This window comes from Proteiniclasticum sp. C24MP (assembly GCF_043951855.1).
In the GTDB taxonomy this organism is placed as follows: Bacteria; Bacillota; Clostridia; order Clostridiales; family Clostridiaceae; genus Proteiniclasticum.
Genome location: NZ_JBINJW010000019.1, coordinates 1 through 16,228 on the forward strand (window position 1 = coordinate 1; position 16,228 = coordinate 16,228).

Annotated in this window: 11 protein-coding genes, 2 tRNA genes and 1 other annotated feature; of the genes, 12 read left to right on the top strand and 1 reads right to left on the bottom strand. The window is 45.4% G+C overall.

Translation table 11 applies throughout. From position 1 onward, the window contains the following. Positions 1-139: 139 nt before the first annotated feature. The 9 genes from ACHAL6_RS11570 (at position 140) to ACHAL6_RS11610 (ending at position 11,080) form a co-directional block, all read left to right on the top strand. A complete protein-coding gene (locus ACHAL6_RS11570) occupies positions 140-655 on the top strand; it encodes an HD domain-containing protein (protein ID WP_395270830.1) in 516 nt (171 codons plus the stop codon). A gap of 35 nt (positions 656-690) precedes the next feature. After that, positions 691-3,435 (top strand): UPF0182 family protein, encoded by a 2,745-nt coding sequence (locus ACHAL6_RS11575; protein ID WP_395270831.1) that lies wholly within the window; start codon positions 691-693, stop codon positions 3,433-3,435. 17 nt (positions 3,436-3,452) lie between these two features. Beyond that, positions 3,453-4,838, top strand: coding sequence for an FAD-dependent oxidoreductase (locus ACHAL6_RS11580; RefSeq protein WP_395270832.1), 1,386 nt, complete (start codon positions 3,453-3,455; stop codon positions 4,836-4,838). Between the two features lie 14 nt (positions 4,839-4,852). After that, positions 4,853-5,080 (top strand): DUF1667 domain-containing protein, encoded by a 228-nt coding sequence (locus tag ACHAL6_RS11585; RefSeq protein WP_395270833.1) that lies wholly within the window; start codon positions 4,853-4,855, stop codon positions 5,078-5,080. A gap of 32 nt (positions 5,081-5,112) precedes the next feature. Beyond that, positions 5,113-5,310 (top strand) — a binding site (T-box leader). A 51-nt stretch (positions 5,311-5,361) separates the two neighbouring features. After that, on the top strand, positions 5,362-6,639 hold the full coding sequence (gene serS, locus ACHAL6_RS11590) for a serine--tRNA ligase (RefSeq protein ID WP_395270834.1): 1,278 nt from the start codon (positions 5,362-5,364) through the stop codon (positions 6,637-6,639). Between the two features lie 117 nt (positions 6,640-6,756). Then, a tRNA-Ser gene (locus ACHAL6_RS11595) sits at positions 6,757-6,847 on the top strand. Between the two features lie 181 nt (positions 6,848-7,028). Then, the gene (locus ACHAL6_RS11600) at positions 7,029-8,729 is read left to right on the top strand and encodes a LytS/YhcK type 5TM receptor domain-containing protein (RefSeq protein WP_395270835.1); all 1,701 of its coding nucleotides are present in this window, start codon (positions 7,029-7,031) and stop codon (positions 8,727-8,729) included. Between the two features lie 27 nt (positions 8,730-8,756). After that, positions 8,757-9,479 (top strand): LytR/AlgR family response regulator transcription factor, encoded by a 723-nt coding sequence (locus ACHAL6_RS11605; protein ID WP_395270836.1) that lies wholly within the window; start codon positions 8,757-8,759, stop codon positions 9,477-9,479. 176 nt (positions 9,480-9,655) lie between these two features. Continuing rightward, positions 9,656-11,080: a carbon starvation protein A gene (locus ACHAL6_RS11610; RefSeq protein ID WP_395270837.1), complete on the top strand. Its 1,425-nt coding sequence runs from the start codon at positions 9,656-9,658 to the stop codon at positions 11,078-11,080. An 81-nt stretch (positions 11,081-11,161) separates the two neighbouring features. On the opposite strand, the gene adhE is transcribed toward ACHAL6_RS11610, so the two are convergent. Then, positions 11,162-13,783, bottom strand: coding sequence for a bifunctional acetaldehyde-CoA/alcohol dehydrogenase (adhE, locus tag ACHAL6_RS11615; protein ID WP_395270874.1), 2,622 nt, complete (start codon positions 13,781-13,783; stop codon positions 11,162-11,164). Positions 13,784-14,294: 511 nt separating this feature from the next. On the opposite strand from adhE, the gene thiM (ACHAL6_RS11620) reads away from it, so the two are divergent. From thiM (ACHAL6_RS11620) to ACHAL6_RS11630, 3 genes are all read left to right on the top strand, one after another. Then, on the top strand, positions 14,295-15,134 hold the full coding sequence (gene thiM / locus ACHAL6_RS11620; protein WP_395270838.1) for a hydroxyethylthiazole kinase: 840 nt from the start codon (positions 14,295-14,297) through the stop codon (positions 15,132-15,134). Positions 15,135-15,143: 9 nt separating this feature from the next. After that, positions 15,144-15,962, top strand: coding sequence for a hydroxyethylthiazole kinase (gene thiM, locus ACHAL6_RS11625; protein ID WP_395270839.1), 819 nt, complete (start codon positions 15,144-15,146; stop codon positions 15,960-15,962). A 134-nt stretch (positions 15,963-16,096) separates the two neighbouring features. Next, positions 16,097-16,172: transfer RNA gene (locus tag ACHAL6_RS11630), tRNA-Thr, on the top strand. The last annotated feature ends 56 nt before the right edge of the window (positions 16,173-16,228 follow it).

Consider the following 16,228-nt stretch of genomic DNA (forward strand, 5'->3'; position numbering starts at 1 on the left):
CGTAACCGAAGGGAATTTGTCGTTCAATTCTTTATATGTTCCATTAATATTCTCTAAACAAAGCAATTTATGCCCTATTTTAGATTATAATTATAATATAGTAAGAGAACGCTGAAATCCTTTAGCAGAGAATGAGGTAATGATGGTCAAGCGAGTCAGACAATTTCTACAGAATATAAGCTACGGATTTCAGGCAGTGGATCAGATGTTCCTTATACGCTATCTGAATGAAAAGGAAATGGATCTTTTCGGAAAACTTCAGAGATCCGAGCAGATTCATGCGATCCTTGTGGCGAAAGGTGTCTTGCAGGAGCTGGATTCCACTGAGAACGGAAGTTTCCTGAAAGCGGTACTGTTTCATGATATCGGTAAGATCAGAAGACCCCTCAATATAGTGGAGAAGAGTCTTGCGGTGATGGTCGATAAACTGTTTCAGGAAAGATCTTTGTTTGAGAAATTCGAATTCATGAGATCTTTCAGACACCATGGCCCATGGGGAGAAGAGATCCTGCGCAAAGAGGATGTTTTCAAGGAACCGCTTTTTTATGATCTGGTTGGTACCCACCAGGAAACGCAAGAGGAGATTGCCGCCAGAAAGAATGAGGAGCTTGAGTTCTATCACAATCTGCTGAAAAAATATGATGAGCGCTATTGAGACGACTGCAATAAATGATTTGGAGGAAACATCACATGAAAATTGACATCAATCCCAATTTTAAATTTAATTTCAAGTGGAAAAAACTATTCGGAGGCAAGAAGAATATCTATCTGATCTTCGGAATCATTCTGGTTCTGCTGATCCTTCTTTTCAACTCTACGCATATCATTGCAAATCTGCAATGGTTTGATGAGGTGGGATATACAAGGACATATCTGACCAGAGCACTGGCCATAGCCGGTCTGACCCTTCCGATTTTTCTTGTTTTTTATATTATTTCGATCCTTTACTATAAAAGTATAGCGAAGAAATATGATTCAATATCTTATCCAAAGAAAACCGAAGCGGAGATCAGAACGAGAAACCGCTATGTCTATACCATTTCAGGAATCTTTTTTCTGATCGTCTCCTATGGACTGGCATCAGACTACTGGTATGTGATTCTCCAGTACTTCAACAGTGTGGATTTCAATCAGGTGGATCCTGTCTTCAGTAAGGATATTTCCTTCTATGTATTCAGACTGCCCATGTATCAGTTTCTGGTATCCATGGCCATTTCGGTAGTAGTGCTTCTTGTGCTCCTGACGGTACTGATTTATCTTCTGATTGCCGCAAAGAGTTCCTTCAACAGGCTTAATTTCAGAAACGCGAGAGGGATTCTCCATGTGATCAAAAGCGGGTTCATCCAGTTTGCAGGCAAAGCGCTTGCCATGCTTATTTCTCTGTTCATGGTTCTTCTGGCGCTGAAGTACTACATGGATTCGTATCTTGTGATGTTCAATGAATCTGGTGTCGTCTATGGACCGGGGTATACAGATATCAAGATCAATGTGCCTTTTCTTCGAATCATCGCGCTGCTGTCGGCAGTTTCTGCCATTGTAGTGGCTTACGGAATCTTGAAGAAGAAAATCAATCTCATAGCTTATCCTGTCCTTGGAATCTTCGCCCTTTCCATTATAAGAGTCCTTGCCGTTTTCGCTGTGGAAGCACTTGTGGTCAATCCCAACCAGCTGGAAACAGAACGGCCCTATATTGTAAACAACATCAACATGACAAGACAGGCGTTTGGAATCAATGATGTGGAAATCAGGCAGTTTGAAGCGGATAAGGATATCACGGCTACTGAAATCAATGAGAACAGAGACGTGGTGGACAGCATCAAGATCAATTCCTATCGTCATACGCTTGATTTCATCAAGCAGGCTCAGGTCATCAGAGGCTACTATGACTTCAATGACGTGGATGTGGACAGATATGTCATCAACGGAGAGAAGAAGCAGGTGTTCCTATCTGCAAGAGAAATCGACAGAAATCTCATTTCACCCGATACCTGGCAGAATATGCACTTGTTCTATACCCACGGATACGGTGTGGTCATGTCGGATTCGAGCACAGCCACCTCCCAGGGGCAGCCGGACTTTCTGATGAAGGACATTCCTACCACGAACAACACGGATATTCCAATTGAAAATCCCAGAATCTATTTCGGAGAACTGGTTTCGGATTACGTGATTGTCGGTACGGAATATGATGAATTTGATTATCCCAAAGGCGGAGAGAATGAAACCTATCGTTATACAGGAGATGCGGGCATAAGGCTCAGTTTCCTGAACAGGCTCCTTTACGCCATAGAAGAGAAAGAACCGAAGATTCTCATCTCCTCTCTGATTGATGAGAATTCCAGTATCATAAGAAAAAGAAACATAAGAGAAAGAGTCGTCAGCATAGCACCATTTCTGACCTACGATTCAGATCCTTATCTGGTTGTGGCCAACAGTAAGGTGTACTGGATGATTGATGCCTATACCATAACCGACCGATATCCAAATGCAAGAACCTTCAATGGAATCAATTATGTTCGAAACTCCGTGAAGGTCGTAGTGGATGCCTATACAGGAGATGTGGATTTCTACCTTGCAGATCCCGAGGATCCCATTGCCATAAGCTACAACAGAATATTCGGAGGCCTTTTCAAGGATCTGAACGACATGCCGGAACCTCTGAGAGAACATATCAAATATCCGGAAGATCTTTTCGAGATGCAGACAACTGTCCTTGAACAGTATCATGTGACGGATGCGGGTATTTTCTACAATGGTGAAGATGTGTGGGAAAAATCGAAGGTCACCACCACAAACGATCAGGAAAAAGTGGCTCAGGAACCTTACTCTCTCTTCACCTCCTTTGGGGATGAACAGGGACTGGAACTGGTGTTTACCGAGTACTATACCATCAAAGGAAAAGAGAATATGGTGGCCATCGTCAATGTGAGAATGGAAGGAGATCATTACGGACAGCTGGTGGAATACAAGTTCCCACCGCAGAAGACCGTTTCAAGTCCCTACCTTTTCAGAAACAAGCTGAATCAGGATCCGGAGATTTCAAAGGAGCTGTCACTTCTTGACAGTGGAGGGTCAGCGGTTGAATTCGGAGATATGGTCATTGCACCCATCGAGAACAGTCTTTTATATGTGGTACCGATTTATCTGGTGGCAGAAGGAGAAAACTCCATTCCTGAAATCAAGCGGTACGTACTCTCCAATGATGATAAAATCGTCATCGGAGACACCTTCATGAGCACTCTGGGACAGCTCTTCGACTTCACAGTGGGTGAGGAGCAGGAAGGCCCAGGAGGCGTTGTGGAAGAGAGACTGGCAAGAGAAGCCAACGATCTGTTCGATCAGGCCACTGCAGCACAGAGAGCAGGAGACTGGGCGGAATACGGAAGACTCATGGAGGAGCTGAAACGTGTTCTGGAGTCCATGTTTGATCAGTAGGAGTAGGAGGAATATAGATGGACTATGATGTAATCATCCTTGGAGGCGGCCTTATCGGCTGCTCCATGGCATATGAGTTATGCAAATACAATCTGAATATCGGTGTCATCGAGAAGAATTTCGATATCGCGGAAGATGTGGCACTGTTCAACTCTTCTCTGATTCTGGATGGAAAAGACATCGAGGAAGATCGGGTTTTTGAGCTGATCAGAAGAAGCAATCAGAAACTGGACAGTCTTTCAGAGGAGCTGGATGTTTTCTATGAAAAGGTCCCGTCTTTCACCGTATATCCCAGCGAAAAGGAAGCCGAAAGAATCTACAAAAGAGCACTGGAGAGAAAAATCGAAGGGATCTCTCTGCTCAAGTCAGAGGAAGCCAACAAGATGAATCACAACATCAAACCCCATGAGGGCTATGTGATCTATTCCATGAATACCGGAGTCATCTCACCGTATGACTATGCCACGGCCATGTCTGAAATCGCCTATGATAACGGTGTGAGCTTCAGAGTGGAAGAAGAGGTCCTTGATATTCAGGATCTGCCACGTGGTGGCGTCAAGGTTACAACCAACAAGAACCGCTATACAGCAAGGGTGGTTGTACGAACCACCTTCGGTGATAAGTACACCATTAAGAAGGATTCTGAAGTTGTAGGCGGAGAAGGCATTGTGGAAAATATGCTAGTGGAGAAGGATTTCAGTAATGAAGTGAAGCACATCATCAAGGAATACAAGGACAACGGAGAAGTCATCACTCTTGTACCCACATCAACCAACAAACTGCTGGCAACACTGCAGACAGGGTCTTCCAAAGAGTTCTCTCAGATGAAGAAGGAAGTGGAAAGTGTCATCGGGCCCTTCCCTCCGGAAAGAGTGGATATCATCAATGAAAGCAGATACTGGGCGGAACCCATCATGATCGATGCCGAGTATGAAAAAGACGGATACATCCATATCCAGGCGAAGAACTATGCGGTGGACAATGTATTCTCCGCATTGACCAGTGATGCGGTGGAACTGGTTCTGAAGCAGTTCAAGGCTACTTCGAACAATGATTTCAAAGTGAAGAGAAGAGAATACTACCGTTTCAGAGAAATGAGCGATGAAGAAAGAAACGAGATCATCAAGATTGACCCGAAGTACGGAAAAATGGTCTGTCTCTGCTCCAACGTGACAGAAGGCGAAATTGTGGATTCCATAAGAAGACCCATGGGCGCACGAACTGTTGAAGGGGTAAGAAGAAGAACAGGGACCATCTTCGGCAGATGCCAGGGATCCTACTGCCTGACGAAGGTGATCAGTATCCTTGCCAGAGAGCTTCATAAGAGTCCTCTGGAAATCATGAACGACAAGAAAGACTCTCAGATCATCTTTGCAAGAATCAAGGAATTCGATTCCATTTAAAGGAGAACAGAAGAATGAAAAGCGAGTATTATACCAGTGTCATAAGAATCAAGGGCTCCGAGCATCACGCCATGGTTCCGGTGAAGAGCGATCAGCCCATTGACCGCAGTCACTTTATTGAGATCTCAAAGGTTTTATCCAGAATCTATGTGGGGGTGCCCTTGGACAGAGGAGACATCATCTGCAGCAATATCCTGAATACTGGTGTGAATATCATCGTGACGAAGTCCATTGAGAGTTGACCTTTACAGGACTTAAGGCTATAATAAATTGAAATAAACCGTTGACGAGACTAGTACTAGGATGAGAATCAGAAAGAGAGCAGATGGCTGGTGTGAATCTGCAGTTCAAATTTTAGGAATCCACCTCTGAGGGACTGTAAACGCAGTACGGAGAAGACCGTTATCTTTATGAAGGATGGACCTTTTGTCCATCGAATTAGGGTGGCACCACGAGTTCTATCGTCCCTTCAGGATGATAGGACTCTTTTTTATATATATTTTTACAAGAAGGAGTGAAGCAAATGTTAGACATCAAAAGAATAAGAGAAAACACGGAAGAAATCAAAGCGCTCATGAGCGACAGAGGAGAAAGCATCGATCTATCCGATTTTGATAAAGTAGTCGCTTTAGATGAAGAGAGAAGACTGACTCTTGTGGAGGTTGAGACAGCCAAAGCAAGAAAGAATCAGGTATCAGCAGAGATTCCAAAGAAGAAGAAAGCCGGGGAAGATGTGTCGGAGATCATGGCTGAGATGAAGACACTGGGAGAAACCATCAAGGAGCTGGACAATAAGGTCAGAGATCTGGATGAAAAAATCGAGTACATCATGATGAGACTGCCAAATATTCCTAATGAGAATGTACCAGCAGGAAATACCGATGAAGACAATGTGGAAATCAGAAAGTGGGGAGAACCAAGAAAGTTCGAGTTTGATCCCAAAGCACACTGGGACATCGGTTCAGACCTTGACATTCTGGATTTTGAACGTGCAGGAAAAGTAACAGGTTCAAGATTCACTTTCCTCAAAGGATATGGTTCGAGAATCGAAAGAGCCATCATAAACTACTTCCTGGATACCCACACAGACCACGGATATGAAGAAGTGATGCCACCCTTCATGGTCAATCGTCAGTCCATGACAGGAACAGGACAGCTTCCTAAATTTGAAGAGGATGCCTTCAAGCTGACAGAAGACGACTATTTCCTGATTCCTACAGCGGAAGTGCCAGTGACAAACATGTACAGAAATGAAACCTTCCAGGTGGAGGATCTTCCGGTCAAGCATGTGGCTTACTCTGCCTGCTTCAGGGCAGAGGCGGGTTCTGCAGGAAGAGACACAAGAGGACTCATCAGGCAGCACCAGTTCAACAAGGTGGAGCTTGTGAAGTTCACAATGCCTGAAGATTCCTATGCGGAGCTGGATAAGCTTGTGGAAGATGCGGAAAGAGTACTTCAGGGACTGGGTCTTCCCTACAGAGTCGTCAGAATCTGCAAAGGGGACTTAGGCTTCACAGCTGCTCTGAAGTTCGATATTGAAGTATGGATGCCAAGCTACAACCGTTATGTGGAGATCTCAAGCTGCTCCAATTTCGAGGATTTCCAGTCCAGAAGAATCAACATCAAATACAAGGAAAGCCAGAAGGACAAACCGAAGTTCGTGCATACGCTGAACGGTTCAGGTGTGGCCATCGGAAGAACCGTGGCAGCCATTCTTGAAAACTTCCAGAATGAAGATGGAACCGTAACGATTCCTGAAGCGCTGAGACCTTATCTCAAGGGGGAAGCACTGATCAGATAGACTGAAAAGGTGGAAGAAGGGGGTTGTGTTTTTCCTGACACAACTTCCATTTTCTTCTAGAAACTCATTGACATGCTTTTTTTATGTTGATATAATACATATTGTCGCTATACTCATGGAGAGATGGTCGAGTTGGTTTAAGGCACCGGTCTTGAAAACCGGCGTACCTTTACGGGTACCGAGGGTTCGAATCCCTCTCTCTCCGCCATCAGTATAGCGGCTTTTTTATGCCGTAAAATGATCTGGCATGAAGAAGAAGTTTTTCTCAAGGAAAAGCTGCTTCTTTTTTTTTGCCGTTTTCTCAAACAGTGAAAATTCTGCAGCAGATTGATTTTACCCCTCCATCCAATCTATAATGAGATGAAAATGTATAGAAAGTGGGAAAAGCTATGGATATCGAAATCATAAGAAGTGTCATTCTGAATATTGGTCTTCTGGTCATCATCGCCGTGATGTTATCTCGTTTCAGAATGATCAGGCGGTTCATCACCGGGGAAAGGAAATCCGCTGGAGAACAGATCTTTCTGATTCTCCTTTTCGGGATCATCGGAATCATCTCCACCTTGACCGGCTATGAAGTGCATGGTGCCATAGCCAATACCAGAGTGATCAGTGTCATCGCCGGAGGAATCATCGGCGGTCCGGTGGTGGGGATCGGTGCTTCCATCATTGCAGGCCTTCACAGATACTTCATTGACGTGAATGGAATCACGGCATTGGCCTGTGCCATTTCGACCATGGTGGAGGGAGGGCTGTCCGCCCTTGCCTATAATCACATCAAGGTCAATAAATACAAGGAATCTGAAGTATTCCTTCTGACCTTTGTGGCTGAAATTCTGCAGATGGTCATTATCCTGATTGTGGCAAGACCCTTCAGCGAAGCATGGAGTCTTGTCAGTGCCATCGCTTTTCCCATGATCATGTTCAACAGCATCGGCATGGTGTTCTTCATTCAGATCTTCAAGAATATATTCATCGAGCAGGCTTATGAGATCGGTAAGAATACCACCATGACTTTTGAAATCACGAAAAAATGTCTTCCTATCTTAAGTAAGGGTTCCTATGAAAAAGAGAGCCTGGATCGGATCGGTGAAATCATCATCTCGAATTCAGGGTATCCAGGCGTCGCATTCACAACCGGGCAGGAAGTGATCAGCAGTTCCGGTAAGGTGTCAAGGAAGGATCACGAGGAGCTCATAAGGATGGCTGGAGTCATCATGGAGAGAAGAACTGTGGTTTCGACGGATGAAGGACATAATGAGCATCTGAACCTGCCCTTTATGAAAAACAAGGTCGCCATCGGAGCGCCGATCTTCCGGAACGATGAAATCATCGGTACAATGATTCTTTTCACAAATAAATATCAGTTCACCTATCAGTCCGTCAGCGAATTTGTGGAAGGGCTTACTCAGTTCTTTTCTGTTCAGTTCGGACTGGCGGAAATGGTGAAGCAGAGAGAGATCTTAAGAAAAGTGGAGTATCGTGCGCTGCAGTCTCAGATCAATCCGCATTTCATCTTCAATTCCTTAAATACCATCAGCGCTTTCTGCAGGGAGAAACCGGACAAGGCCAGAGAGCTTCTCATAGCCCTCGCCAGGTATTTCAGAAACTCCATCAAAACCAAGGACAGCTGTGTCAGCATCTATGAAGAGATGGAATACGTGGAAGCCTATATGCAGCTTGAGAAAGCCAGATTCGATGAAAGACTGGAACTCCATATGCATGTGGAGAAGAATCTGGACTGCCAGCTGCCCTGCCTGATTCTTCAGCCCATCGTGGAGAATGCCATCATCCATGGCGCCATGAAGCGAAAAAAAGGAGAAGTCAGTGTAGAAGTGGTTTCCCTTGGGGAAGATGTGATCATTACGGTGAAGGACAACGGTCATGGTATTTCACAGGAGATAGTCAGCAGTCTCAATGATGAAAACCCGTCCAATCAATACATAGGATTAAGCAATGTGAACAGAAGACTAAAGTATATGTTCGGAGTGGATCGCGGGCTGAAAATCAGTACCAGCGATGAAGGAACGACCATAGAGATCAAGGCGCCTAAATCGGAGCGTATACTGGATCGAGCTGCCGGAGAATAGGCAGTCATCATGATGGAGGAAAATGACATGAGAATTGCAATAATAGATGATGAAAAACCTGCCAGAGGAGAACTGGAATATCTGCTCCGAATGGTGGAGAAGGATGCGGAGTTCACCCAGATCAGCAGTGGGGAGGATGCCCTGGACCATTTTTCAAGAGAGCGCTATGATCTGCTTTTCATCGATATCAATCTTGGAGATATCAGTGGGACAACCCTTGCTTCCACGGCACGCAAACTGATGCCTGAAGCGGAAATCGTATTTGCCACAGCCTATAATACCTATGCAGAGAAAGCGTTTGAAGTGGAAGCCCTGTATTATCTTCTGAAACCTTATTCTGAAGACAAGGTGAAGCAGATGATGGAAAGGTATCATGAGAAGAAAAGAGCCGAGCTTCCGGATATTAGAAAGAGCGGCATCGCCAGAATTCCATTGATCGTTGAAAAGAAGACAATCATGGTCTGCCTGAAGGATGTGGTATACATCGAATCACAGAACCGTGTCTGCGTCATTCATACGAAGAATGAAAAATATACCGATAACAACACCTTGAATTACTATGAGGAAAGATTACAGAGCAAGGGATTCTTCAGAATCCAGAAAAGCTATATTGTGAATCTGGATTACATCACTGAAATCTCTCCCTGGTTCAACGGCACTTATTCGGTGAGACTTAAGGGATTCAAGGATGTGGTTCTGCCAGTGAGCAGAAGGACCATAAGACAGTTAAGAGAACTAATCTGCATTTGACGCACGAGAATAAGCATTTCACCCCGTTTTTGTGATAACCTTTACACGAAACGGGGTTTATTATTGGATGACTGTGATACCATGTACATAAATTATTAATAATTTAACAGAGAGTATAAGTCATGATATTTTTCTGTTGTTGTGTGAATCATAATTTATGAAAAGGGGATGTATCAATGGTATCATTTTTAATCTGTCTTGCGATCCTCATCGGAGGATATTTCATCTACGGTAAGTACACGGAAAAGAATTTCGGACCAGACGAGAGAGTTACGCCTGCAGTTTCCATGGCAGACGGATCTGATTATGTCGTCATGCCTGTATGGAGAGTATTTCTCATTCAGCTTCTGAACATTGCAGGCTTAGGTCCGATCTTCGGAGCGCTTGCAGGAGCACTTTGGGGACCTTCCGTATTTTTATGGATCACTTTCGGTACCATTTTCGCTGGTGCGGTACACGACTATCTGTCAGGCATGATTTCCATGCGTCATGGCGGAAAGACCATCGGGGAAATCGTGGGAATCTATCTGGGACCTACAATGAAGCAGATCATGAGAGTATTCTCAGTGGTCCTTCTGGTTCTTGTGGGCGTTGCATTCTCCACAGGACCAGCTGCGCTGCTTGCCATGCTGACTCCGGATACACTGACCAAGTCCTTCTGGCTGGTTGTGATCATCGTCTATTATTTCATTGCCACTTTTGTTCCGGTGGATAAGATCATCGGTAAAGTCTATCCGATTTTCGGATTAAGCCTTATCTTCATGGCACTGGGTGTTGCGGGTGGAATCATCCTTCAGGGATATACCATTCCTGAGATCACACTGGCAAACCTGCATCCCAAGAACACGCCAATCTGGCCGATGATGTTCGTTTCTGTGGCCTGCGGAGCCATCTCAGGATTCCATGCCACGCAGTCTCCGATCATGGCCAGATGCATGAATTCAGAAAAAGACGGCAGAAAGATCTTCTACGGAGCCATGGTTACTGAAGGGGTCATTGCACTGATCTGGGCAGCTGCTGGTGTTGCATTCTATGAATCCACTGGTGGTCTTCTGGCAGCAATGACAGAGCTTGGCGGTCAGGGACCAGTGGTCTATGATATTACTTCCAAGCTTCTCGGACCAGTAGGATCCGTCTTTGCCATGATCGGCGTAATCGCCTGTCCGATCTCCTCAGGAGACACGGCGTTCAGAAGTGCAAGACTGGTTGTCGCTGACTGGTTCAATGTGGATCAGAAAGATGCAAAGAAGAGACTTATTCTCACACTGCCCATTCTCGGAATCGGTGCAGTACTGACTCAGATGGATGTGCAGATGATCTGGAGATATTTCTCCTGGAGCAATCAGACCCTTGCTATGATGGCATTATGGGCTGGAGCTGTCTATCTGTTCAGAAACAAGAAGAATTCCTGGACAGCATCCATTCCGGCAACCTTCATGTCTGCTGTGAGTATGACGTATATTCTCATGGCGCCGGAAGGATTCAAGCTGAGCATGACCATCGCATATCCTGTAGGTATACTGTTTGCGCTGCTCTGCTTCGGATTATTCGCAAGAATAACCTTCATCAAGGAGAAGCAGGAAGGCAAAATGGCTGCCTGATGGAGAAAACGCCCATTTATATATAAGCAAATAAAACAGAAGGTGAATCCGAAAAATTCACCTTCTGTTTTATTTGCTATTCTATTTTCCGTAGTAGGCATTGAGATACATTTCCTTGATTTCACGGATCAGAGGGTACCTTGGATTCGCTCCTGTGCACTGATCATCAAAAGCCTGAGAGGACATGTCATCCAGAGAACGTAAGAATTTCTTCTCTGACACACCCAGTTCCTGTATGGTGGACGGGATATCCAGCTTCTTCTTCAGTTCATCCAGAGCTTCAATGAGAAGCTCTGTTTTCTCTTCCTCGGTATCTCCACCTAGTCCCAGATAATCGGCAATCCTTGCATATCGGAAAGTGATGTTCGGGTATTTGTACTGAGGGAATGCAGCCATCTTCACCGGACTCTCCTCCGCATTGAACCGGACCACTTCATCGATGAGCATCGCATTGGCAAGGCCATGGGATACATGATGGAAAGCGCCAAGCTTATGGGCCATGGAGTGACAGACACCGAGGAAAGCATTGGCGAAGGCCATGCCTGCCATGGTGGATGCATGAGCCATTTTCTCTCTGGCTTTTTCGTTGGTTTCCCCTTCCGTATAGCACAGAGGGAGGTATTTGAAGATGAGGCGGATGGCTTCCAGGGCCAGACCATTGGTGTATTCCGATGCCAGAACAGAGACATAGGCTTCCATGGCGTGAACCAGAGCATCAAATCCCGATGCTGCGGTGAGGCTTTTGGGGATCTTCATCATCAGCTCCGTATCGATGATGGCCATATCCGGTGTCAGTTCATAGTCTGCCAGGGGATACTTGACGCCGGTCTTCTCGTCGGTGATGACGGCGAAAGGTGTCACTTCGGAACCTGTTCCTGATGTGGTGGGTACAGCGATGAAAGTGGCCTTCTCACCAAGCTTCGGGAAGGGATAGATTCTCTTTCTGATGTCCATGAAGCGCATGGCCAGGTCTTCGAAACGGACTTCCGGATGCTCGTAGAGGGTCCACATGATTTTCGCCGCATCCATGGGTGATCCTCCACCCTGAGCGATGATCACATCAGGCTTGTAGCTGAGCATCTCTTCTGCCCCTTTTTTCGCTGTGGCAAGGGTCGGATCCGGTTCCACATCGGTGAAGATTCGAAAGTCGATGTCCTGCTCTTCCAGCACCCGAATCATCTGATTGCAGTAGCCAAGATCATAAAGCACCTTATCGGTCACGATGTAGGCTTTCTTTTTCTTCATGTCTTTCAGTTCTTTCAGTGCGATTTCAAGTGCTCCGTATTTGAAGTAGATCTTTTCAGGAACTCTGAACCAAAGCATGTTCTCTCTCCTCTCTGCCACTGTCTTGATGTTCAGAAGGTGCTTTACACCTACATTTTCACTGACGGAATTTCCGCCCCAGCTTCCGCAGCCCAGGGTAAGGGAAGGTGCCAGTCTGAAATTGTAGATATCCCCTATGGCTCCTTGGGAAGAAGGCATGTTGATGATGGTTCGGCCTGTCTTCATGCGGTTTCCGAAAGTCTCCATACGGTCCTTGGATCGGATCTGGTCGGTATAGAGAACGGAAGTATGTCCGAATCCGCCAAGCTTGACCAGCGCATCCGCCTTCTCCAGGGCATCATGGAAATCAGAAGCTCTGTACATGCCGAGGATGGGGGAGAGCTTCTCGTGGGCAAAGGGTTCCTCCTCTGTGATGCTTTCCACTTCTCCGATGAGCACCTTGCTGCTTTCTGGAATCTCTAGGCCTGCAAGGGAAGCGATGGTAGATGCGCTCTGACCTACGATATCTGCATTGATGGTTCCATTTTTCAGGATGATCTTTCGAACTGCCTCGGTTTCCTCCTGAGACAGAAGATAGGCACCTCTTTCCGACAGCTCTTTCTTCACTGCTTCATAAACCTCATCCACTACGATGATGGACTGCTCTGAAGCGCATATGACGCCATTGTCGAAGGTTTTGGAAAGAAGTATGGAGCTCACGGCCATTTTGATATGGGCAGTCTCATCGATGATGGCTGGCGTATTACCGGCACCAACACCAATGGCGGGTTTTCCGGAGGAGTAGGCTGCTTTCACCATACCAGGACCACCGGTGGCGAGGATGATGTCAGAAGAGGACATGACCTTCTGTGTCATCTCAAGAGAAGGCTTGTCGATCCAGCGTATGATGCCTTCTGGTGCACCAGCTTTTACAGCGGCGTCAAGAATGACCTGGGCTGCAGCGATGGTGGATTTCTTTGCTCTGGGATGTGGAGAAAAGATGATGGCGTTTCTTGTCTTTAAGGCAAGAAGCGCTTTGAAGATTGTGGTAGAGGTGGGATTTGTGGTAGGGATCACCGCCGCCACCACACCGATGGGTTCAGCGATCTTGACCAGACCGAAGGAATCATCTCTTTCGATGACACCGCAGGTCTTATCATTTCTATACTGATTGTAGATGTACTCAGAGGCAAAGTGGTTCTTGATGACCTTATCTTCAACAATGCCCATGCCTGTTTCTTCAACAGCCATTCTGGCTAAGGGAATTCTATGATTGTTTGCAGCCAGTGCTGCCTGCCTGAAGATTTCATCCACCTGCTGCTGGGAGAAAGCGGCGAATTTCTGCTGCTGTGCTCTGAGGTCCTCCATGGAAAGTTCCAGTTCCTCTACTGTGGTGATCGGATTCATTTTCAACACATCCTTTGTTAATTTATTGACAATAAAAGCATAGCACCGGAAAAATGAAGAGTCAATGGAATCTCTTAAAATATTGTGATAAAAATAACACAATTATAATAAATGTAGAATTAAACGGTTACATATTTAAAAAGTTGATAAATTAACTGAATAATTCAGTGAATTTGAAATTCTATTGCAATGTTTTTGCTGGAGGAAAACAGTGGAAACAGAGTATAAAATCGTTATTTTCGTTAAATTAATAACGAATTAGATTGAAATGATAATTTTCGAATGAAAGTCTGAGATTCTGATGATTTGAAAATCATAGGATGTTTCTTTGCGTATGGATAAGGAAGTCCAGACCTGTCTTTCCATGATAAAGAATTCGCTCATTCACCCGTAATGAGCGAAATATAGAGAGAAACCGGTGAAAAGATTCTGAACAGAGTATTATAATTTCGTGATGTCCTTGTCTTCAGGAGGTTCTGTCTATATACTTTCCTATCGTGCAGAGAATTGCACGGAAAAATATCGATTCTGGAGGAAACTACTAATGAAGCATATAGATCAGATTATAAAACTAATGGACAAAGCCAAGCAGGAGAATCCACTGGTGGATTTCCTGATAAATTATGTCACCGCCAATGAGCTCACCAGCATCACATCCTACTTCGGTGGAACACCTGTAATGACAGATGATCCCATTGATGCGGCTGAAGTGGTGGAATACGCCAAGGTGGATGCTCTGGTGTTCAACATCGGAACTGTGACCAACAAGCAGGTCAATGCCATGATCGAAGCGGGAAGGAAAGCCACTGAGCTGGGCATACCCATCATTCTTGATCCAGTGGCAGCCGGAGCGACACCCTTTAGATCAGCTTCCATAAGAAGAATGCTGGAGGAACTTAAGATTTCCGTAATCAAGGGAAATCTTGCAGAAGTAAAGGCGTGCCTTGGGGTGGAAACCACATCCAAGGGGGTGGATTCCAATGAAGATGAATCGGAAGCGGAGAAGTATGTGGTTGCCCTGGCGAAGAAGTATAACTGCGTAGTGGCTATGACAGGCATAGAAGATGTGATCAGTGATGGAAATCGTGTAGCACGCATCAGAAACGGATCGGAAAACCTTCCAAAGGTCATCGGTACCGGATGCACCATAGGCGCTCTTGTCGGCACCTTCAGTGGTGTCACGGATGATTACTTCTACAGTGCCATGACGGGTGTCATCATCATGGGAATTGCGGGAGAGATTGCCGATACCATGAGAGAAAAGGGAGACGGATATTACACCTACAAGCATCATCTTCTAGATACACTTTCCATTCTGACCAATGAGCAGGTAAGAGAAAGAGCGGATATCGTTGATGTTGCTTATGAGGATCTGGCGGTTTAGGAGGATACTATGAAACTGAAGGAAGAGATGAGAAAACTCTATGCATTGAAGTTTGAGGAAAGGTATCCTCTGGTCTGTTTTCTGACCAATTACGTCACAGTTCTGGACCTGGTGGATATGTGCATTCATTCCGGAGGATCACCAGTTCTGACAGATGAGATCTCGGAAGCCCATGAAATGGTGGAGTATTCAGGCTCTGATGCCGTGGTGATGAATTTCGGCACCATTAACAGAGAATATCTGGATATCATGACCATGACGGGGATCACGGCCAATAGAGCAGGTGTTCCGGTGATTCTGGATCCTGCTGCCATCACAGCATCTTCTTTCAGAAAATATGCCATCAGCCATCTTCTTGAAAAGGTGAAGGTATCCATTCTCAAGGGTAATCTCGGTGAAATCAAATTCATCCTGGGATATGACACAAAGAACAAGGGAATTGATTCCTTTGAGGATGAACGGGATGGAGAGAAGTACTGCATTGAACTGGCAAAGAAGCTGGATACGGTGGTGGTCATGACGGGGAAGACGGATATCATCACAGATGGAGAAAGAGTGGCAAGAGTTTCAAACGGGAATGCAAGACTCAAGAAAATCTGTGGAGCCGGTTCTTCCGTGGCTTCCATCATGGCGACTTACTCCGGCCTTACGAAGGACTACTTCCTGAGTGCCACCTTAGGTGCGGCGGTCATGGGAGTGGCTTCGGAAATTGCGGAAGATAGAATGAAGGAGAAAGACGGTATCAGGACATTCAAATCCTATGTCCATGATGCGGTCTCCATGCTGAGCCTGGAAGAGCTCATGGAAAGAGTGCATGTGGAAGGATAACCATATATGGCGGATATGAACCGATTTCAGAGGTTCATGTCCGCTGTTTCCTTATGATTTTTTTGAGATTTGGAATCCTCGACCATTGCAAAATTCTTCAGAATACACTAAGATATATGAGTACGAGTTAATACGCTACTATGGCTCAGTCGGTAGAGCAGCTGATTCGTAATCAGCAGGTCGGCGGTTCGATTCCGCCTAGTAGCTCCAGTTAGAACAAGGTATATCAATGCTTACAGCGTTTGGTTTATCTTGTTCATTTTTTA